Genomic DNA, 22676 nt, shown 5'->3' on the forward strand with positions numbered 1-22676 from the left:
AAATTGCCCTGAAATGTTTTATATTGTCATTTCAGGGCAAATTATTTGTACAGCCATAGACATTTCGCCTTATTCGCCTATACATTAGTTTGATAAGAGCCGTCATGAATGCAAAAACGATTTTTCCCACTATTTTTCGCTTCATATAAGGCTGTATCAGCATGTAAAAAAACAGATTGGAATGCTGGTCGGTCTCGTTCATCCCATGTTATGAGGCCCGCAGAAATAGTTACTTGTGGATCTGTAGTACTCGGAATAACCTCCACAATGGCGGATGCTAATTCTAATGCTTCCTGCTCCTTAATATTTGGTACATAAACAGACATCTCTTCTCCGCCCCATCTTGCACAAATCCCACGACTACCAATCGTCTCTTTCAATTGGAGTGCAATTTGCACAAGAATTTTATCCCCTACTTGGTGACCGTACGTGTCATTGATGCGCTTAAAATTATCAATGTCAATTAATAAGAACATCCCAGACTGGTCGTATTCAAGCGACTTTTCTACAAATTGATCGAGATAACTGCGTGCATATAGTTTTGTCAAATGATCCAAATCGACCATTTCCTGAAGTTGTGTTCGTAAAATTGAATTTGCAATGGCTAAAGAGGAGTGATGAATTAACGATTGCATTAATTTAAAACTATCGAACGAAAAGAAATATGGCTCTTTATGTAAGACAATACTAAAACCATTGATCTTTTCTTCCATTAATATAGGGATCGCCATAATGGAACGGTACTCAATTTGATTCGTTGTTAAACGACTGAAATCGGCAATAAACAGTGGATCATTCGTTTGAGCAAAATGCTGCTCAACATGTTTTATATAGGTCTGCCCCTCTTCTGCATTGAACAAAGATGTACTTGCGCCCGTCACTTCAAACGTATCATTTTTTTTAAATGCGAAACAAACTTCCATTGGTTGAAAAGATTTCAGTAACTGCTTTTGTAGGAAAAGTAACATTTCATGAATGTCAATCCGCATATTTAAACGATGTGATGTTTCATTGATGAGTTGTAAATCGCTTACAAGACGATGCGATTGATGATATAATTTTGCATTTTCAAGTGCATTTCCTGACGCTTGTGCAAGCATTCGTACGAAGTCTTTTTCAGTCGTTGAAAAAAGATAAGTCGTTGGTGCACTTACTTGCAAGATGCCATAGATAGCTTGCCTGCCCTTTATCGGCGCATTTAACAATCGACAATTTAAATCACTTGCTAGTTCTGTTGTTAACTCTCCTGATACAAAAGCCTCAATTGTAGCAGGTCTTTCTGATAAATAATCAAAAAGCTTAATATCGATGGTCGTATGTCGATCTTGATCATTCGATAATATAAGCTCTACATTAAACTCAGGGAAATTATCCCTTATATTTTTCAATACATTTTCTAAAATTAAATCAATATCCATTGTTGAATGAAATAAATCAGTCATATTATAGAGTTTTCTATATTGATCTTCGTTTATTTTGACATCTAAATTGTCCCTCATCATTTGAAGAACTTTCGAAAGTATTTCTATACACTCTTCACCATAATCCGAGGTCATAAAGTCATTCCAAGACTCTGATGCCTCCACAAGTAATACACCAATGGGATGTTTGCCCTCTGCTTGGAAAAGCACCATATCTGTCATCATTGAATAGGCCTGTCTTGCTTTTATTATATAAGGAATTTTCACTACTTTTTGTTGATAAAAACTAGCTTCGATCATCAGCCATGACACAGCATTTAGCTTTGTTTCAATTGTTAATGAAGCCATCTCCTCAATAGGTATTAATGAATTACCTTCAAAGCTGAGAAAAGCTGCATTATCAATTTTCAAGTGCTTCTTTAGACACTGTTTTAATGAATAAAAATACCCATTAAAACTAGCTTGTTCTTCATTAGAACTCACCCAAAAGCTCAAAACATCAGATTTTATATATTTTAGCGTTTGTAAATGGTCTGTCATGAAATCACCTTTTCTATATAACGTCCAAATCAATTACTATTAACTTATAATATATTATACATAATTTGTGTCATTTTGACTATGTAATTATCCCTTACTTTTACATTTTACATTACACAGCGTATCATTAACTATTTTCACATCATTTGAAATAGGTCTTAAGGAATTTCCTACTATGAAAACTCATGATGAAATTTTATATGTTAATAATTGACGTCCTTGTCCTGAGCAGTTACAATGGAGTTTGTGTAAAATAAACGCAGCAGTGGTATAAGCTTATAACTGTATTTTATTCCTCTATTTTCATATGTACAACTACTTAGATTCTTCTAGCAACGGAAATTAGATGGTGTATTGCGTAACCTAACGGCTGCATAGGCGAAAATACATGAAAATAAAATGCGTGTAAGAATGGGTACTACTGGTTTTTGTTTTACAACAAAAAAACCAAATTTAAAGGAGGAGACAACAATATGTCTCGTTATACAGGTCCATCTTGGAAATTATCACGTCGTCTTGGTATCTCACTAAGCGGTACAGGTAAAGAAATCGAAAAACGCCCTTACGCACCAGGTCAACACGGTCCAAACCAACGTAAAAAATTATCAGAATACGGTTTACAACTTCAAGAGAAGCAAAAACTTCGTCATATGTATGGTATGAACGAACGTCAATTCCGTACACTATTTGACCGTGCTGGTAAAATGAAAGGTGTTCACGGTGAAAACTTCATGATCCTTCTTGAAACTCGCCTTGACAACTTAGTTTACCGTTTAGGTTTAGCTCGTACTCGTCGTGGTTCTCGTCAATTAGTTAACCATGGTCACATTTTAGTAGATGGCAAACGCGTTGATATCCCATCATACAGCGTAAAACCAGGTCAAACGATTTCTCTTCGTGAAAAATCTCAAAACCTTGCTGTTGTAGCAGAAGCTATCGAAGTAAACAACTTCGTACCTGACTACTTAACATTCGACGCTGACAAAAAAGAAGGTACATTCACTCGCCTTCCTGAGCGTTCTGAATTATCAGCTGAAATCAACGAATCATTCATCGTAGAGTACTACTCTCGTTAATGACAACAAAAGCCCTGAAATCCCTTGTATATCAAGGTTTCAGGGCCTTTTTATTGTCTTCACCATATAATTGTAATAATAATTTTTACTTAGAGCTTCATCCTAACACCCCTAAACAATCAATTTAAACTTTTGTTGTTTCCAATTGTAATCATTAGTGCGGAAACGAATCCGATACTAAGTGTGATAGCTAGAAGAAGAAAGGCTACAGCAAAGCTACCAGATTGTATCAAATAAACAGATATGAATGGCGCAACACTTGTTCCAGCAAATAAAATGACTGTATACATAGAGATTGCAATCCCTCCCATATTCCAGCCTAACTGGCTAACAATTGTCACTAATGAAGGAACCGCAAGAGCAATCCCACTAACAAATAAAATACTAACGATCGTTAAACCAGCTATGGTTGAAAGAAAGCTCATCATGATTAGTGCGATAATCGAAAATGACAAGGCCATTTTCAGTACAAACAGCTCATTAAAGCGCTTTGCTAATTTACCTGCAAATGGTGACATCACCATTCCTACTATCCCAAAGGCACGAATGTAAATGAGGTTCTGACTTTTCATACCAAAGGAATCACTCGTTAAATATGCCCCCAAAATAATGTACATACTGACAAATGACATTAATAAAACAAATGCAATGATATAACTAAATATCAAATTTCTATTGGTGAAAATACTACCAATTCTCTTCAAGGGAGCCCATATATTTTTGGTTTCATTGTGAACGATTCCCTTCGGTAAGATCCACACGACTAACAAAGCAGTCATAGCATACACTACTGCAAGCACATAAAAGATGACGTGCCAATGACTATGTTCACTTACATATCCACTAAATACCTGACCAACTATACCCGCTACAAGAAATCCCGTACTAATAAAACCAACTGTCCCAACTTTTCGATCATTTGGAAAAACCTCAAGAGTATAAGCAAGCGCTACTGGTGAAAATGTAGCTGCCGCAAGCCCTTGTAATCCTCTCATTAGAAGAATAAAAGAAAAATCATTAACTAAACCTAGAAGTAACGTTATCACACTTAATGAAAAAAGCCCAAATACGATGACATTTTTACGTCCATATTTTTCTGATATTGCACCATAGAAAAAACACCCTAGCGCAAATCCAAGTGAAAAAACACTTGATGTAAAACCTGCTTTAGACAATGAAATATGAAAATAATCACTGAATAAACTAATAAGAGGTATTGTTAAATAGAGGCTCGACATCACCACCATACCTGTCCAGGCTAAAATAGTTGTCATTAAAGTATAATTTGCGCGATTTCCTGAAATTACAATGTTCATTAAATAAATCACCCTTTTAGTTTGATTAGCTTATAGTTAGATAATCTAATTAAACAACTAAAAATTAAACTGTATCAATATAGCTACAGTTTAACGTTCCACCTTTAGTTTTCTTTGTATAGATTTTAATAATTTACTCACTAATTTCTCGAATACTTTTCGTTCATCAGGTTCCAAATCGATTAAATTAGAAGCACATGACGACCAATAAGTCGGTAAAACCTCAGCGATAAAAGTACGCCCTTCATCAGTTAAACTTACATAGATCTTCCTCCGATCTTCTTTACTATGATTCCGTACAACAAGATTTCTCTTTTCTAGCCAATCCAGCATTGATGTTGCTGATGCCCTCGTAATTCCCAATCGTTTAGCTAAAGCAGACGGAGTCGCACGTCTCTCTTCATGTAGTGTCAGCAATAGTAATAAGTCCAATTTACTTTCTGTAATTCCAAAAGGAGCTAACTCATTGTCTGTTACATCTAAAACATGATCACTTAACCATAACAACATTAATCCCAATTTTGCATCTTCTTGATTTGTCTCACTTGAAGAGGACGCCTGAATCAGTTCAATATATGGCTCTACCCCTAACACTGGTAAATCATCTTCATTCGTGTACGTTTTCTTAAGTTTTGTCATTGAATCACCTTTTAATTAGATTATCTAACTATTAACCATTCTAACTATAAAATTAATCTAATGCAAGCACTTTTATTTCCACAAATTTCTTCAAAATAAAGCCACTATTTTTTAGCGCAGACGTATTTCATTATAACGAACAATAATTATTCCCCTCTCATATGATGACAATCTTATGTACTTTAAAATAGTAATTACACCGTTTCAAAATAACATAATCACTACCTTAATAATAAAAACAAAATATCAGTTATTTACTATTCAACTACTCATAAAAATAGAACCATTTTCTAAAAAATATATTTTACTTTCATAGTAAAATATTTTTCAAACTACATTAAATTCAATATTCTTATACAAAACTACTTTCTAAACACCCTTTCAACACCTTAACTTTTTTGTGAAATAATAACATGAATAAAATGAACAATTTTAATAAAAATACGAGTTGAACTTTTACAAAAAATAGAATACGATGAATTCCGAAAGGTGGTTCACCATCATTCAAGCAATAATAATTTTTTAAAAGGGGTTGGAAATATGTCAGACGTTCTAAAGCAATTTGTTATGCCGAAAACAAACTTATTTGGACCTGGAGCAATTCAAGAAGTTGGTAAACGCTTAAACGATTTAGAAGTGAAAAAGACATTAATCGTAACAGATGAGGGATTACACAAATTAGGTCTCTCAGAACAAATTGCAAACATCATTACAGCTGCTGGAATCGATGTAGCAATTTTCCCTAAAGCAGAACCAAATCCAACAGATCAGAATATTGAAGATGGTGTAGCAGTATATCATGCTGAAAACTGCGATTCCATTGTTTCTCTTGGAGGAGGCAGCGCACACGATGCAGCAAAAGGTATCGGACTTATTGCTTCGAATGGTGGACGCATTCATGACTATGAAGGCGTTGACAAATCACAAAATCCATTGGTGCCATTAATTGCGATCAATACAACTGCTGGGACAGCAAGTGAAATGACTCGATTCACAATTATTACAGATACAGCACGTAAAGTGAAAATGGCCATTGTTGACAAACATGTAACACCGTTATTATCCATTAATGACCCCGAGCTTATGATTGGCTTACCACCGGCTCTAACTGCGGCTACTGGCGTAGATGCATTAACACATGCGATTGAATCCTTTGTTTCTACTAATGCTACGCCAATTACAGATGCATGTGCTGAAAAGGTACTTCAACTCGTTCCTGAATTTTTACCGCGTGCTTATGCGAACGGTGCTGATTTAGAAGCGCGGGAGCAAATGGTGTATGCTCAATTTTTAGCAGGAATGGCCTTTAATAATGCATCGCTTGGCTACGTGCATGCGATTGCTCATCAATTAGGTGGCTACTATAATTTACCACATGGCGTGTGCAATGCTATTTTATTGCCACATGTTTGCCGCTACAATGTAACAGCACGTACAGAACGCTTTGCTCGTATCGCTGAATTATTAGGAGAGAATGTGGAAGGATTAAGTAAACGTGATGCCGCTGAAAAGGCTATTACAGCTATTGAAAAGCTATCACAAGATTTAAATATTCCTAGCGGCTTCCGTGCATTGGGTGCAAAAGATGAGGATATCGAAATCTTAGCGAAAAATGCAATGTTGGATGTTTGTGCTGAGACCAACCCTCGTAAAGCAACACTAGAGGATATTAAACAAATCATTACTAATGCAATGGGGCCTCTTGCGAAAAAAGAGGAGTCACTCGAAGCGGTTGTCCTTTCTTAATCGAGGAATTCATATAAGCCTACCATGACAATAGATGGAGAAAACGCTTGTTTTCTCCACTTTTTTATAGGTTCAGTATACATACATTGTCTATACTAGAAACTCTCGCTATACTTTTCTTAAAAAGAATAGGAGAAAAACGATATGCGTTTAATTTCAATTTGTCCTAGCAATACAGAATTAGTCGCTTATTTAGGGCTGACAGACCAGCTCGTTGGTGTCGATGATTTTTCTGATTGGCCAGCTACGGTTAAAGATTTACCACAGCTTGGACCAGATTTATCCATTAATATGGATGCATTAGAGGCATTACAGCCTGATCTTGTCCTAGCTTCCTTAAGTGTGCCTGGGATGGAAAGAAATATTGAAGCATTGAAAGAAAGAAAGATTCCCCACATCATTTTTAATGCAAACTCACTAGAGGAGATTGCTCAGGACCTTCTGACACTTGGAAGAGCTTGTCATGTGGAAAAACATGCACAGGCCATCGCCGAACAATACATGGATTCTATCGAAAAGATGCGTTCCATTGCACAGACTATCCAAAAGAAACCTACTCTTTATTGGGAATGGTGGCCCAATCCTATTTTTACACCAGGAAAAATAAACTGGCTTACGGAAATTAGTGCTATTGCAGGTGGGGTTAATTTATTTCAAGATGTAGATCTTGCCAGTGTTCAAACGGATTGGGCAGATGTCGTTGAGCGAAAGCCCGACTACATTATGATGGCTTGGGTAGGTGTAGCATTTGAGCGTATACAGCCTGCTAATTTATTAAAACGTCCACATGCTAAAGAGCTACATGCCGTTCAAATGAAACAGCTTCACGTAATGGAAGAATGGCTGTATTGCCGCCCCTCTCCACGGCTGATCGAAGGTGCCATAAAGCTTGCGAACCTATTGCATCCTAAAGAATATAAACAGATAAAACCTCCAAGTTTCTTATAAATGAAAAAAAGCAATATCCCCCTGAACAAGAGGATGTTGCTTTTTCATTTATAGAAATTAAACGAACTTCACCATATGATATTTTTTCTTCCCACGACGCACAATGCTGAATGCATCCTCTAAACGGTCCTTGGCATCGAATACATATTCTAAGTCCGTCACCTTCTCACCATTTACACTAATCGCACCATTCGATACGTCCTCACGGGCTTGACGTTTTGAGGATGAGATCCCCGCTTCCACAAGAAGGTCTACAATATTTTTGTCCTCTTTAGCCATTTCAATAGAAGGAACATCTTTAAATGCATCCTTCATTTCTTCAGCTGAAAGTGCTTTTAAATCCCCTGAGAATAAAGCTGCTGTAATACGAATGGCTTGCTCTAATGCCTCTTGACCATGAATTAAACGAGTCATTTCTTCTGCAAGTGCTTTTTGAGCCTTACGTAAATGTGGTTCTTCTTCTACAGAGACTGCTAATGCTTCAATTTCTTCACGAGAAAGGAACGTAAAGATTTTTAAGTATTTGATCACATCTGCATCAGCAGCATTGATCCAGAATTGGTAGAACTCATATGGAGATGTTTTCTTACTATCTAACCATACAGCACCACCTGCTGTTTTACCGAATTTTGTGCCGTCTGCTTTCGTTACTAAAGGAATCGTAATCCCGAATGCTTTCGTTTCTTCCTCATGTGTTTTACGAATAACTTCTAAGCCTGTTGTAATATTACCCCATTGGTCAGAGCCACCTACTTGTATACGACAATTGTAGTGATTGTATAAATGATTGTAATCAATACCTTGGATTAACGTGTATGCAAACTCTGTAAAAGAGATTCCTGTGTCTAGACGAGAAGCAATCGTATCCTTTGCTAACATGTAGTTTACGTTAATTAATTTACCGTAATCACGTAAAAATTCAATTGTATTGATATTGCCAATCCAGTCGCGGTTGTTCACAAGCTGTGCACCGTTGCCATCTTCTGCAAAATCAAAAATACGTTCTAATTGGCTACGGATTCCTTGGACATTTTTATCGATTTGCTCTACTGTTTGTAATTGGCGCTCTTCTGAACGACCAGATGGGTCACCTATCATCCCTGTTGCACCACCAACAAGTAAAATTGGACGGTGACCAGCTTTTTGGAATCGACGAAGTGTTAACAATGGAACAATATGTCCTATATGCATGGAGTCTGCTGTTGGATCTACTCCACAGTACAAGGATACTGATTGCTCATCTAATAATTTTGCCATGCCTTCTGCATCTGTTTGTTGGTATAGCAAACCACGCCATTCTAAATCTTGTAATAATTCGTTTGTCATATTAATTCCTCCTAAAAATGGTTGAAATGCGTTACGTGTATGGGCTTATTTAAATAAAAAAGTCCCTACACGCAAATAATTGCATGCAGGGACGTTAAGTTACAAACTAACGCGGTACCACCCGGCTTGAAGATGTCATCCATCTTCCACTTCATTCAACCGCCTTTATCGCAGGCGCGCACGTCTAAGCTCCAAGCACGTAATTCGTCTCTACACTATGACCAGTTTTCACCAACCACTGGCTCTCTAAACAGGGAATATAGATACTACTGCAAACTCTTCATCACTAGAAAACTATAAACATAATTCTATATGAATCTATTTCAAAGTCAATAACTATGTTCGAGCTAAAACATTATGTGCTATAATAGACAAGATTTTAGGAGGTCGATACATTGAAAGATTGGATTGAAAAAATCAATGCGAAGATCGATGAATTACTTGAACAAAAATGGATGAAGAAATTACGTATTTCAGGTAGTGTTACCTGGAACTTATTTTTACTATTTTTAGTCTTTGCATTGGTGGGCACTGTATTTGTCGGATCAGTTGGAGCTGGGTATTTCGCTTCTCTCGTAAAAGAAGAGCCATTACGCTCAAAAGAAGAGTTGCGCAATCAAATTTTTAGTTATGAAGAAACCAGTGAAATTTATTTTGCCAACGATATTTATATTGGGAAGTTACGGACAGATTTGGATCGCCGTGAAACATCACTTAGCAATGTAGCACCAGATGTTGTGAATGCTGTTCTAGCAACAGAAGATGAATATTTCCGCGATCATAACGGCATAGTACCAAAGGCGGTTGTTCGTGGTTTATTACAAGATGTCACTAACTCTGCTACGCAAACAGGTGGATCTACCCTTACTCAACAGCTTATTAAAAACCAAGTACTAACAAACGAAGTATCCTATGAACGTAAAGCTAAGGAAATCTTACTGGCAATGCGTTTAGAACATTTTATGACGAAGGAAGAAATATTAGAGGCTTACTTAAATATTATTCCGTACGGTCGTAACTCTTCAGGTCGAAATATTGCTGGTGTTGAAACAGCCGCTGAAGGGATTTTTGGTGTGAAAGCTAAAGAATTATCTCTTCCACAAGCTGCTTACATAGCTGGTATTCCACAGGCACCATTTGCCTACACACCTTTTACGAATACAGGTGAACTGAAAAGTGAAGAAGCTTTAAAACCGGGTATTGATCGTATGAAAACGGTACTATATCGTATGAAAGAAGCTGGTTATATTGACGACGCGCAATACAAAGAAGCTTTAGATTATGAGATAGCGGCAGATTTCCGCGGACCAGAAATGCGTGCGGAGGATCGTTACCCATGGCTAACATATGAGCTTGAAGCTCGTGCAAAAGAAATTATTGCAGAGAAACTAGCAAAAGAAGATGGGGTTGACCCAGAACGATTAAAAGCAGAAAAAAAACTAAAGGATAAATACACAATTTTAGCAGATCGTGATGTTCGTTCAAAGGGCTATCGTATTTACTCAACCATTAATAAAGATATGTATGATTCCATGCAAAAGGCCGCGAAGGACTTCCAGTATTACGGTCATACGTATACTGGTAAAGGAAAAGATCCTGTCACTGGTGAAGAAATAGATATTGAGATGCCTGTACAAGTGGGCAGTATTTTAATAGAAAATACTACAGGGAAAATTTTAAGCTTTGTCGGTGGTCGAGACTTTAAAACAACACAAGTAAACCACGCTACACAGGCTTTTCGCTCTAACGGTTCTACTATGAAGCCATTACTTGTTTACGCTCCTGCTATAGAATATGGGGTAATCGGTGCAGGTAGCCCACTCGTTGATGTGAAATTCTCGATTGGTTCCTGGAGTCCAAGTAACTATATTACGAGTGATGAACGAGGTCTTATTCCAGCTCGTGAGGCATTAGCAGACTCTCAAAATATTTCAGCGCTCCGTTTATATAATGACATTATTAATAGACGCCCTGCTGATTTATTAGTAAAAATGGGATTCACAAAATTACATCCTGATGATTTTACAAACTTAGCAACGGGTATCGGTGCTTTAAGTGAAGGGACTACTGTTGAAGAAAACACAAATGCCTTTGCAACTTTTGCAAATGGTGGACAATTCATTGATGCTTATATGATTGATCGAATTGAAGACCAAGAAGGAAATATTGTTTATCAACATGAAGTGGAACCTGTCCAAGTGTTCAGTCCCGAAACATCTTATATCGTGACAGATATGTTACGTGATGTTCTAACGAAGGGAACAGGGACAATGGCACGAAATACGTTAAAATTCTCTTCTGATTTCGCTGCAAAAACAGGGACTTCTCAAGAGTATAAAGATGTTTGGTTAGTTGGCTATAATCCAAATGTATCCCTTGGTGTTTGGATGGGGTACGATCAGCCTCGTACACTTTATGCATTTAACAATACGTATTTACAGCCAAGTGTTCGTGTCAATAAGCTATGGGGCACTTTAATGAATGCTGTTTATGATGCAGACCCTCAATTAATTGATCCGCCGACAAGCTTTAAGGCGCCTAAAAATGTTGTGACTGCTTCATTCTGTGGTATTTCAGGTATGGCACCTTCTGCCGCTTGTGCAAACGCAGGTCTTGTACGTTCAGATTTATTTAATGCGAAAGTATTTCTACCGTCACAACCTGATGATAGCTTAGCATCTTCAAGTGTTGTAACGATTAAAGGAAAAACCTATAATGCTCTGCCAAATACACCAGCAGAATTTGTTAAATCAGGTGGTGCAGGCATTAATCAAGCATTTATCAAACGAATGCTAGGAAGACTTGGTGGTAACCCAGCTAGTCTATTACCAAAGAATTCAACATTGTCGAATTCATCTGTATCAGCAGTTGATTTCCCAGCGGACGATAGCCCACCAGCAGCTGTAACAGCTACAGTAAATGGCTCGACATTATCATGGTCAGAGTCATCAAATGATGTTGTTGGTTATCGTATCTACAACGTTACGAATGGTGGTAACACACTTGTAACGTCTGTGCTAGAGTCAACACAAAGTATCTCTGTTGCTAGTGGACAAGCATATGTTGTGGTCGCTGTAGACATTACAGGTCTAACATCACCACAGTCTAATGTTGTTTCTACTGGTGGTAGCGAAAATGAACCTGACCCAGAGGAAAACGAGCAAGAACCAATTCCACCAACAACGCCACCTACAAATGGCAATGGCTCTGGTAGTAACGGTAATGGTTCTAATAATGGGAATGGCTCTAATAATGGCAACGGCTCTGGTAATAACGGCAACGGCTCTAATAACGGCGAGGGCTCTGGTAACAATGGCAATGGAACTGAAAACCCGGAAGATGGCTCAAATGGAGGAGACAATGGCAACACCCCTCCTCCTGACACATCAACAACAAGACGCTAATCTATGTTGCTTAGCATAAAGCAATCGAATAAAACAATCTAGCTAAACAGACTTACTACATCATTACTTATGAATTGTAGTAAGTCTGTTTTTTTGTCATTATAAAGAGGACTACTATTTTGAAGGGGTGGAAAAATATGAACATATTAGTTTTAGGAGGCACACGTTTTTTTGGTAAAAAGCTGGTGGAACTTTGTATTCAAAATGGACATGATGTAACGATTTTAACACGTGGTCAAAGCGGTAATCCCTTTGGTACAAATGTTAAGCAATTAGTGGCCAATCGTAATGATCGTGACGCTTTAGCACAGGCACTAGCTAATACTACATGGGATATTGTTTATGATAATATTTGCTATTCTCCCAACGAGGCACAAGCAATTTGTGAGCTATTAAAGGGGAAAACTAAAAAACTGGTTTTCACCTCTACTCTTTCAACCTATGAAGTAGATGGAAAGATGAAAAAGGAAGAAGACTTTGACCCATTCCAGTATCAAATTCGCATGGGTCAACAAGAGGAATTTTCTTATGGCGAGGGCAAACGACAAGCAGAGGCTGTCTTATTTAAAGAGGCTTCGTTCCCAGTTGTCGCTGTACGTTTTCCGATTGTGATGGGGGAACATGACTATACACATCGTTTACATTTCCATGTTGAACGTATTTTACAGGATCAACCGATCACTCTACCAAACATAGATGCAAAAATGAGCTATATTACAGATGAGGAAGCAGCTGCATTTTTATATTTTACTGGTGTTACTCCTATAGAAGGTCCATACAACGCTACTGCGTCTGGTACTATATCACTTAAGGATCTAATAGCTATGATTGAAGAGATAAGTGGTAAGCGTGCAAAAATTTCACTTATTGGCGGAAATGAGGAATCACAGTCACCCTACGGAGTTCCTGCAGACTGGTATATGTCGAATGAGAAAGCAGAGAAAGCAGGATTTACATTTAGTCAGCTTGAAAAGTGGCTACCCGAATTAGTGAGCACTTTAGTAAAACAGCTCCAATAACTCTTTAACAACACAAGGCGGCTGGTACAAAAGGATTTTATCCAATGAAAAACCCAAACTATTTAACGAAACGCTCATCTAGTGTTTCGTAATAGTTCGGGTTATCTATTTATATAAGAAAATGTCTAGCCTTCATCATGGACAATTAATTATAACCCATCCTCTATTCGTTCAATGTAAAATCGTCTTTAAAATAGCTACTGCTTTGTCTATCTCTTCCTTTGTGACCGTTAATGGTGGCAAGAGGCGAATAACAGTTGGTCCTGCCCCCACTAATAAAAGACCACGCTCTTCTGCTGCGGCAATATAAGGTGCTACCTCTGTATTACCACAACCAATCCCTAACAACAGACCCTGTCCCTGAATGGTATAGCTAGAAGGTAAATTTGCTTTTAGCTGAGCCACAAAATAAGCCGATACTTCTCGTACCTGCTGTAAAAATTCCGGCTCAAATACATGGCTCAAAACAGCTTGTGCTACATTCATTGCAAGAGGGTTTCCACCAAACGTTGTACCATGTGTTCCAGGGCTAAATGTCGCATGAAGCTCGGCAGTTCCTAGCATGGCGCCAACAGGGAAACCACCGCCTAATCCTTTTGCCAATGTCATAATATGTGGTTTTAATACCGTTTGTTCAAAGGCATAGCGTGTGCCCGTTCGTCCAATACCTGTTTGTACTTCATCAATAATTAGCAGTATCCCTTTGTCATCACAAGCTTTTGTAATAGCTGCTGCAAATTCTGCTGATACGCTATTGACACCGCCCTCTCCCTGAATCATTTCCAGCATAATAGCTGCTACCGAATCATCAATGGTTGCTTCAAGTGCGGCCACGTCATTGAATGGCAAAATCGTAAACTTTTCTACGAGTGGTCCAAAGCCATTATGTACTTTGCCTTGACCTGTTGCAGACATGGCGCCAAAGGTACGACCATGAAAGGATTTTTCAAATGTAATAATATGATGTTTTCCTGTATGCTTCCGCGCTAATTTAATAGCCGCCTCATTAGCCTCTGCTCCACTATTACAGAAAAAGGCATGAGCAAAGTGCGTATGGGCGATTAATTTTTGTGCTACCTTCTCCTGACCCGATATATCAAAAAGGTTTGATATATGCCACAGCTTTTCACTTTGCTCTTGCAGTGCCTGCACAATGGCTGGATGGGCATGACCAAGGCTCACTACAGCAATTCCACTAGTAAAATCTAAATATTGTTTCCCTGTAGAATCTTCCACAACGGTCCCATGTCCTTTGACAATTTGTGCGCGGCGCTTACCGTAGTTCCCAAATAAAGCACTCATGTTATCATCTCCACTATCATTAGAAATAGTCTTCTTTCAACAACTATACTTATCACATTATCTTATTAGAACTCTAGGGCGAATGAAGTTTACTCGAAGCGATAATCGTTGTCCCTATTAATGTTTCTCCCACAATTTGCACAGAAGGAATACCTGCACGTAAACCGTCAATAGCCCCTTGTACTTTCGGAATCATTCCTCCGTATATATGCCCCTGCTCTGTCCACTGATCGATGAGAGCAGGTGTAGCTATTGATTGATATTCATCCTGAATACGAATACCACTCACATCCGTTACGAGTAATAAGCTATCTGCCCCTATCGCTAGCGCAATTTCACTTGCCACTGTATCACCATTTATATTGAGAGCCTGACCTGCTTCGTTAGCACCTACACAAGCAATAACTGGAACAATGCCCCCACTCATTAACATTTCCAATAATGATGTATTGATGGTTTTGATAGCTCCAACATAGCCATAAATAGCTTGATCTAAAAAGTCTGCGACCATCAATTGACCATCAAAGCCATTTAACCCAAGAGCAGCTATACCTGCATGTGTTAATTCATGAACTAGCGCAGGATTCACTTGACCGATTAAAGTCGATTGGACAACTTTCATAGCCGTCTCATTCGTAACACGTATGCCATTTAATGTATGTGATTGTATACCTCGAGCAGCCAGTTCACGATTAATGGCTGGACCACCACCATGGGTGATAATCAGTTCTACCCCACTTTCTTGTAACCTTTTAAAATTATCAAAGAAAGCTTCATTTAACCCTTCCAGTGTACTGCCTCCAAGCTTAATCACCATACGTTTACGAGCGGTATGAGGCATTGATTTGGACGTAGTCATATGTTAAGTCACATCCCCAAGCATGCCCCTTGCCTTCACCCAGACCAAGAGACACATAGATTTTTACTTCATGCATTTTTAATATTTGAATTAACGCATCTTCAGAGAAAGCAATTGGCTCACCGTTTTCAACCATTATGGCACCACCAATTTGAATAGTAATTTTATCTGGATCTATAGTTGCTCCACTATACCCTACCGCAGCAATAATACGCCCCCAGTTAGCATCACAGCCAAAAACGGCCGTCTTCACAAGTGGTGAACCCACGACAGTTTTAGCAATTTTTCGTGCCTCTTCATCTGAAATTGCCCCAACAACTTCCACTTCTATGAGCTTTGTTGCCCCTTCTCCATCTTTGGCAATCATTTTTGCTAAATCTTCCGCCACTGTTTGCAACGTGTAATAAAAATTTTGCCAGTCTGGATGCTCAGGCGTTAGAGTATCATTTCCCGCTAAACCGTTTGCCAATACAACCACTGTGTCATTAGTGGATGTATCCCCATCCACTGTAATAGCGTTAAATGTCAAATTTGTAATAGCTGAAAAAGCCGCTTGTAACACATCAGATTCAATGTTGGCATCAGTTGTAATAAAACCAAGCATTGTTGCCATATTCGGTTCGATCATGCCTGAACCTTTTGCAACACCAGCGATAATGACTTCCTTGCCATCCACCGTTGTACTATAGCTTGTGTTTTTCATAACCGTATCTGTCGTCAAAATAGCTTGTGCAAAGTCAATGGCATTTTCTAAATTATCCTTTGGCTCTAGCTGTTGAATACCATTAGCAACTGGCTCCAATTTCATTATTTCGCCAATAACACCCGTTGAACAAACACCTATCAAATTCGGTGCAATTCCTAGCTTTTCAGCAGCTAACGCCTGCATCGTTTGGGCATCCTTAACCCCTTGTTTACCAGTGCAGGCATTCGCATTGCCAGAATTCACAACGATTGCTTGCATTTTCTTTGTTGTATAGACAACTTCTTTCGTGACTTTTAATGGTGCTGCTTGGACAGCGTTTGTTGTAAAAACACCAGCTACACTTGCGGGTACTTCGCTTACTAAAAGTGCTAAGTCTTTTTTCTTATGCTTTAAACCGCAATGTAATCCTGCCGCTTTAAAGCCTTTTGGTGAAACGATATTTTTACTTGATAATTTCTTCATTACAGTTGTTAACGTAGTGACTGTCATTTGAAATTCCTCCTTTGATGGATAAAATAAGACAAGCATACAGTTCCCTGCATGCTGTTAAATAAAGAACGGTACAACATCTAGCCCTGTCGTTTGTGGTAAATCAAATTGCACATTCATATTTTGAATGGCTTGCCCTGCTGCCCCTTTGACAAGATTGTCAATTACACTGACAATCGTGGCACGATTCGTACGGGAATCAACTTTTACCAAAATATCACAATAGTTTGATCCTTTCACACGATTTGTCCCTAAACCGTTTGCATCCGTAACTACTCGAACAAATGGATGCTTTTCATAGGTTGTCTGTAAACAAGTGATCAATTGTGCCTCTGTAATGCCAGGCATAACAGGTGCATAGGATGTCGCCAAAATCCCCCGTGTCATTGGCACCAAATGCGTATTAAAAGTAATCGTTGTATCTACATGAGCAAACATGGAAAGTGCCTGTTCGATTTCTGGTATATGCTGATGTGTATTTACTTTATAGATTGAAAAGCTCTCATTCGCCTCACTAAAGTGGGTCGTTTGTGATGGCTTATTGCCAGCTCCCGAAATACCGCTCTTAGCATCAATCACTAAAAAGCTCGGATCAATCAACCGCTCTTTTACAAGTGGCAATAAGGATAACAAAACCGCTGTTGGGTAACAGCCTGGATTAGCAATAAGTGTTGCTTGCTGGATAAGTTCTGTATTCCATTCCGTTAAGCCATACACACTCTGTTGCACACTATGGGATGGTGCCGCTTTTTTGCCATACCATGCTTCATAGCTTGCGAGATTTTTTAAGCGATAATCACCAGATAAATCGATTAATCTTGGTCCTTTTCCAATCAATGGCGGTAAAAGCTCACTAGTCACCCCAGATGGTGTACTCGTAAACAAAACATCAAATTTTTCTAAAGTGTCATACTCTATTTTTTGTAATGGCGTATCTACTATCGTAATAAGATGACCAAATTTTGAAGAAAAAAGTACACCCTCTTCTGATGAGGTAAATAAATCAATCTGATCCACAGCCGGATGGTTATGTAAAAATCGAATAAGCTCTAGTCCACCATATCCAGTTGCTCCAACAATACCTACTTTCAATGCACTCACCTCTGAAATAAGTTAAAAATAGTATACGTCTGCATATTTATTAAGTCAACTGAATTTTTATAAAATTATATATTTTCTCTGTAGACTTTACTTCATCTTTAGAATGCTTATGTAACATTGTAAAGTCAGAAAAAAGAAGGCAAGAATCCTTTCGTTCATCGAATGAATCCTTGCCTTCCTTTTATGCATATGTTGTATAAATATCAATTGTTGTTAGCTTACTTGTTTAATCTTCCATCGTCGATAAATCACCAGTTGGCAAATTTAATTCCCATGCTTTCAATACGCGACGCATAATTTTACCACTACGTGTTTTTGGCAATTTATCCTTAAATTCAATTTCACGCGGTGCTGCATGTGCAGATAAACCTTTCTTAACAAAATCACGGATATCTTCAATCAATGCATCAGAAGGTTCAACCCCTTCTCGTAAAGATACAAAGGCTTTAATGATTTCCCCCCGCACTGGGTCTGGCTTCCCGATAACACCTGCTTCGATTACATCTGGATGCTCAAGTAGCTTGCTTTCTACTTCAAACGGTCCTACACGTTCACCAGCTGTCATGATGACATCATCCACACGTCCTTGAAACCAGAAGTAACCATCATCATCCATATAAGCCGAATCACCGGATACATACCATTGTCCTTTTAGGAAATAAGATTCATAGCGCTCTGGGTTGCCCCAAATTTGGCGCATCATGGCTGGCCAACCACGTTGAATAGCTAGATTACCCATTGTAAAGGGTGGCACTTCATTGCCAGCATCATCAACAATCGTTGCATGAATACCTGGAAGAGGTTTCCCCATCGAACCCGGCTTAATATCCATCGAAGGATAATTACAAATCATATGAGCTCCTGTCTCGGTCATCCACCATGTGTCATGTATACGATGTCCTAATTCCTCCATTCCCCAACGAATAACTTCTGGATTCAAAGGCTCACCGACAGATAACACATGTCGTAAAGAGGATAAATCATAGCTTTCGAGTAAACCACTACCTGCCCCCATGAGCATACGGAACGCAGTTGGCGCACTATACCAAACTGTTACACCATAATCCTCAATGGCTTGATACCATGCTTGCGGTGAAAATCTTCCGCCAACAATTAGCATTGTCACACCGTTTAACCAAGGCCCAAAAATACCATAGGCTGTTCCAGTAACCCATCCAGGATCGGCTGTACACCAATAGATATCGTCTTCCCGTAAATCAAGCACCCACTGTGTTGATTGATATTGCTGAATCATTGCATTATGGACATGCAACACACCCTTTGGAGCACCTGTTGAACCTGAAGTATAATGAAGAATCATCCCATCTTCTCTCTCAACCCACTCCACTTCAAATCGTGCCGAAGCCTCTTTTAAATGTTTATTAAAGTCTAGAATTTGAGCTGTTTCCTCAATATCCTCCCCAACTAAAAAAACATGTTCTAGCTGAGGCAATTTGGCTAATGGCACACGTTCAAGCAACGCTGGTGTTGTGACTAATACTTTCGCCTCACTATCTGCCAGACGATCATACACAGCTCCTTCCATAAAAGCTTCAAACAATGGTCCAACAATAACACCCATTTTCAGTGCACCTAACAATGAAAAGTAAAGCTCAGGTGAACGTGGCATAAAAATAAATAAACGATCACCCTTTTGCAGGCTAGTAGCTGATTTAAAAACGTTTGCCGCTTTATTTGTTAATCTCTTCATTTCATTAAAAGAGTAAGCCTCTTTTCGTTTACCATCATTAAAATAAAGTGCCACCTTATTTTTACGTTGTGTTTCTGTATGACGATCAATTGCCTCATACGCCATATTTACTAAACCTGTTTCGTACCAGCTAAATGCCTTTTCCGTATTCGTCCAATTATGAGACTTTGCTACTTCTTCGTAATTCGTTAAATGGTGTTGACCAGGTAAAGCCATTAGCTTCTCCTTCATTTTCATCCCCATAAAACTACCCCTTTCTTTGCTTTTGCATTTGTCTAAATTTCAACAATCCCCCCTGTTGAAATGTAGAAATAATCGTAAAAGCAAATTTGATATACAGCCTTTGTTATATAACAGTTTACTACTGTAATAATGATAGAATTCTTAATCACACTACTTTCATCTGTTAAATAACAGAAGCATTATATTTTTATTTTACACGAATTTTGATGGATTGTCTTAATATTTTCACTTTTCAAAAAATACAGGTATATTTTGCAAAAATAAGCGTTTTTCCGCAAGAAATCAGCTATAATGGAATTATTAAACTCAGGTGGTGTAATTATGGAACATAAAAAAACTTTTTTTTCTGTCACAAAGGAAACTAAGCATGGTACTGTGTATGTGGAAGGACCTGTACCTCCAGAAAAATTAGCTACATATTCATTCCATGAGGGCTTGGTTGCCTTCAGACCTCCAAAACAGCAGCAGCAGGCCATCATCGAAATTGCAGGGCTCCCAGAAGGTCGTATTATTATTATTCGAAACGAAGATATTATCGTAGGCTATGTTACCTATCTTTATCCTGATCCACTTGAACGATGGGCAGAAGATCGAATCGATGACATGATTGAATTGGGAGCCATTGAAGTCATTCCAGACTATCGTGGAACGGGTTCAGGTAAGGCTCTGCTAGCCGTTTCATTTATGGGAGATGAAATGGAAGACTATCTGGTGATTACTACCGAGTATTATTGGCATTGGGATTTAAAAGGAACGGGTTTAAATGTTTGGGACTACCGCAAAATGATGGAGAAAATGATGAGCTCCGTCGGCTTTGAATATTTCGCTACGGATGATCCCGAAATTACTTCACATCCAGCAAATTGCCTTATGGCACGTGAAGGAAAACGTGTGCCTCCTGAGACAATGGAAAGATTTGATAGGCTTCGTTTTAGAAATCGTTTCATGTATTAAAACCAACACAAAGGGGATGCGTATATGATCGTAGAAGAAATTATGAATGATGAGCCTTACACATTAGCGCCTACTAATACCGTGCATGAAGCACTAAAACTAATGCGTGAAAAAAAAGTTCGTCATTTACCAGTTATAGATGAGGAACGTCATGTTTTAGGTGTAATTACTGAACGAGATATTAAAGAGGTTTTACCGTCATCATTACAGGATGAACCTCACTCTCCTGTTTTTAATGCAAAAGTAGAGGAAATTATGGTGAAAGACCCGCTTATCGGTCATCCACTAGATTTCGTTGAAGAGGTAGCTCTTACATTTTATGAAACGAAAATAGGCTGTTTACCGATTGTCTCTGGTGGAAAATTAGTAGGGATTGTGACAACAACAGACTTACTCTATACATATATAGAGCTGACCGGTGCTACGGAGCCTGGCTCAAAAATCGAGATCCGAGTATCAGATACGCCAGGGGTTTTATTTGAAATCACCAAAATATTTCATCAACATCATGCCAATGTCCAAAGCGTCTTAGTTTATCCTGATTCTGAAAATACACAAAATAAAATTTTAAGTGTCCGAGTAAAAACACTGAATCCTTTAGCCATGATTGAAGACCTTCGCAAAGAGGGCTTTGATGTTCTCTGGCCCAATTTACCAGGTGTTTCATTATAATGAAAAAGGCCGTATTCGTTTACTCGCCTGAACAACTCGGATATAAATTTTCAGATACACATCCTTTCAATCATAAACGCTTGACGCTAACTATGGATTTATTAAAAAATATCAATGCTCTTGATGATGTGGATATTGTGCCTGCTCGTGTTGCAACGGAAGAAGAGTTATTGCTTGCACATGATCCAAAATATATAGACATCGTGAAAAGAGCTGGACATGGTGAATTATCGGAAGCACAATGTGAAAGCTATGGTATTGGCACTGAAGATACACCTATTTTTGCCAATATGCATGAAGCAAGTGCACAGCTCGTTGGTGGAACGTTAACCGCTGTTGATTATGTAATGGAAGGTAAAGCCGAACATGCCCTCAACCTTGGCGGAGGGCTACATCATGGTTTCCGTGGTCGTGCATCAGGATTTTGTATTTACAATGATAGTACGGTTGCTATTCGTTACTTGCAGGAAAAATACAATGCTCGTGTACTTTACGTAGACACAGATGCTCATCATGGAGACGGTGTCCAATGGAGCTTTTATGAGGATCCAAATGTTTGTACATTGTCTATTCACGAAACTGGCCGCTATCTCTTTCCAGGAACAGGAAACATCACAGAGCGCGGCAATGGTCAAGGCTATGGAACCTCGTTTAATTTTCCAATGGATGCTTTCACAGAGGATGAAAGTTTCCTAGATATTTATGAACAGTCCATGCGAGAGGTCTTTGAATTTTTCAAGCCCGATGTTGTGTTAACACAAAATGGTGCTGATGCCCATTTTTTTGATCCGTTAACACATTTACACGGAACGATGAATATTTATCGTGAAATTCCAAGGCTCGCCCATCAATTAGCACATGAGTATTGTCAGGGGAAATGGATTGCTGTTGGTGGTGGTGGCTATGATATTTGGCGAGTGGTGCCTCGCGCCTGGTCCATGTTATGGTTGGAAATGACTGATCAAGTATGTCCAACAGGATCACTCCCTCAGGCATGGCTTGATCGCTGGCAGCCAGAAGCACCTGTTCCTTTTATACCAACTTGGGAGGACCCAATTCCTTTATATGAGCCCATTCCTCGAAAAGCTGAAATCGAAGAGAAGAATGCTCAAATGTTAGCCAAAGCGCTACATATTATTCGAAATGAAAAAAGAGATTAACTTTTTTTGCCTCACGATCAACGTGAGGCTTTTTCATTGGAGCG

17 protein-coding genes and 1 other annotated feature are annotated in these 22676 nt (G+C 38.7%); of the genes, 8 read left to right on the forward strand and 9 right to left on the reverse strand.

Annotation, left to right across the window (positions count from 1 at the left end):
* Positions 1-77: 77 nt before the first annotated feature.
* Positions 78-1961: a sensor domain-containing diguanylate cyclase gene (locus NV349_RS17085; RefSeq protein WP_141904662.1), complete on the reverse strand. Its 1884-nt coding sequence runs from the start codon at positions 1959-1961 to the stop codon at positions 78-80.
* A gap of 473 nt (positions 1962-2434) precedes the next feature.
* On the opposite strand from NV349_RS17085, the gene rpsD reads away from it, so the two are divergent.
* Positions 2435-3037, forward strand: coding sequence for a 30S ribosomal protein S4 (rpsD, locus tag NV349_RS17090; protein WP_036118865.1), 603 nt, complete (start codon positions 2435-2437; stop codon positions 3035-3037).
* Between the two features lie 119 nt (positions 3038-3156).
* Here the strand turns inward: rpsD and NV349_RS17095 are convergent, their stop codons facing one another.
* Positions 3157-4353, reverse strand: a complete 1197-nt coding sequence (locus NV349_RS17095; protein WP_271910713.1) for an MFS transporter — start codon at positions 4351-4353, stop codon at positions 3157-3159.
* Between the two features lie 90 nt (positions 4354-4443).
* Positions 4444-4992: a MarR family winged helix-turn-helix transcriptional regulator gene (locus NV349_RS17100; protein ID WP_058843400.1), complete on the reverse strand. Its 549-nt coding sequence runs from the start codon at positions 4990-4992 to the stop codon at positions 4444-4446.
* 540 nt (positions 4993-5532) lie between these two features.
* On the opposite strand from NV349_RS17100, the gene NV349_RS17105 reads away from it, so the two are divergent.
* A complete protein-coding gene (locus tag NV349_RS17105) occupies positions 5533-6738 on the forward strand; it encodes an iron-containing alcohol dehydrogenase (protein ID WP_036118859.1) in 1206 nt (401 codons plus the stop codon).
* 144 nt (positions 6739-6882) lie between these two features.
* A complete protein-coding gene (locus NV349_RS17110; protein ID WP_036118857.1) occupies positions 6883-7686 on the forward strand; it encodes a cobalamin-binding protein in 804 nt (267 codons plus the stop codon).
* Between the two features lie 57 nt (positions 7687-7743).
* Here the strand turns inward: NV349_RS17110 and tyrS are convergent, their stop codons facing one another.
* Positions 7744-9012 carry a tyrosine--tRNA ligase gene (gene tyrS / locus NV349_RS17115; protein ID WP_036118855.1) on the reverse strand — a complete coding sequence of 423 codons (1269 nt, stop codon included), beginning with the start codon at positions 9010-9012 and terminating at the stop codon, positions 7744-7746.
* 84 nt (positions 9013-9096) lie between these two features.
* Positions 9097-9305: a binding site (T-box leader), on the reverse strand.
* A gap of 102 nt (positions 9306-9407) precedes the next feature.
* Between tyrS and NV349_RS17120 the strand changes: the two genes are divergently transcribed.
* Positions 9408-12416, forward strand: coding sequence for a transglycosylase domain-containing protein (locus NV349_RS17120; protein ID WP_271910716.1), 3009 nt, complete (start codon positions 9408-9410; stop codon positions 12414-12416).
* Between the two features lie 137 nt (positions 12417-12553).
* Entirely contained in the window at positions 12554-13435 is an 882-nt protein-coding gene (locus NV349_RS17125) for an NAD-dependent epimerase/dehydratase family protein (protein WP_036118853.1), read from the forward strand.
* 171 nt (positions 13436-13606) lie between these two features.
* Here NV349_RS17125 and NV349_RS17130 read toward each other — a convergent pair whose 3' ends face one another.
* From NV349_RS17130 to acsA, 5 genes are all read right to left on the reverse strand, one after another.
* On the reverse strand, positions 13607-14737 hold the full coding sequence (locus NV349_RS17130) for an acetylornithine transaminase (RefSeq protein ID WP_271910718.1): 1131 nt from the start codon (positions 14735-14737) through the stop codon (positions 13607-13609).
* A 73-nt stretch (positions 14738-14810) separates the two neighbouring features.
* Positions 14811-15596: an acetylglutamate kinase gene (argB, locus tag NV349_RS17135; RefSeq protein ID WP_271910719.1), complete on the reverse strand. Its 786-nt coding sequence runs from the start codon at positions 15594-15596 to the stop codon at positions 14811-14813.
* On the reverse strand, positions 15559-16791 hold the full coding sequence (gene argJ / locus NV349_RS17140) for a bifunctional glutamate N-acetyltransferase/amino-acid acetyltransferase ArgJ (protein ID WP_271910721.1): 1233 nt from the start codon (positions 16789-16791) through the stop codon (positions 15559-15561). Before argJ ends, argB begins: the two co-directional genes overlap by 38 nt.
* 57 nt (positions 16792-16848) lie before the next feature.
* Positions 16849-17883 (reverse strand): N-acetyl-gamma-glutamyl-phosphate reductase, encoded by a 1035-nt coding sequence (gene argC / locus NV349_RS17145; RefSeq protein WP_271910723.1) that lies wholly within the window; start codon positions 17881-17883, stop codon positions 16849-16851.
* 235 nt (positions 17884-18118) lie between these two features.
* Entirely contained in the window at positions 18119-19846 is a 1728-nt protein-coding gene (gene acsA, locus NV349_RS17150; RefSeq protein ID WP_371327990.1) for an acetate--CoA ligase, read from the reverse strand.
* A 321-nt stretch (positions 19847-20167) separates the two neighbouring features.
* Here acsA and NV349_RS17155 point away from each other — a divergent pair, with 321 nt between their 5' ends.
* The 3 genes from NV349_RS17155 to NV349_RS17165 are packed head-to-tail and all read left to right on the forward strand — an operon-like array spanning position 20168 to position 22632.
* Positions 20168-20800, forward strand: coding sequence for a GNAT family N-acetyltransferase (locus tag NV349_RS17155; protein WP_036118837.1), 633 nt, complete (start codon positions 20168-20170; stop codon positions 20798-20800).
* A gap of 24 nt (positions 20801-20824) precedes the next feature.
* Positions 20825-21472: an acetoin utilization AcuB family protein gene (locus tag NV349_RS17160; protein ID WP_058843409.1), complete on the forward strand. Its 648-nt coding sequence runs from the start codon at positions 20825-20827 to the stop codon at positions 21470-21472.
* On the forward strand, positions 21472-22632 hold the full coding sequence (locus tag NV349_RS17165) for an acetoin utilization protein AcuC (protein ID WP_036118833.1): 1161 nt from the start codon (positions 21472-21474) through the stop codon (positions 22630-22632). The genes NV349_RS17160 and NV349_RS17165 overlap by 1 nt, the downstream gene beginning before the upstream one ends.
* Positions 22633-22676 lie beyond the last annotated feature (44 nt).

Source organism: Lysinibacillus sp. OF-1, assembly GCF_028356935.1.
Taxonomy (GTDB): domain Bacteria; phylum Bacillota; class Bacilli; order Bacillales_A; family Planococcaceae; genus Lysinibacillus; species Lysinibacillus fusiformis_D.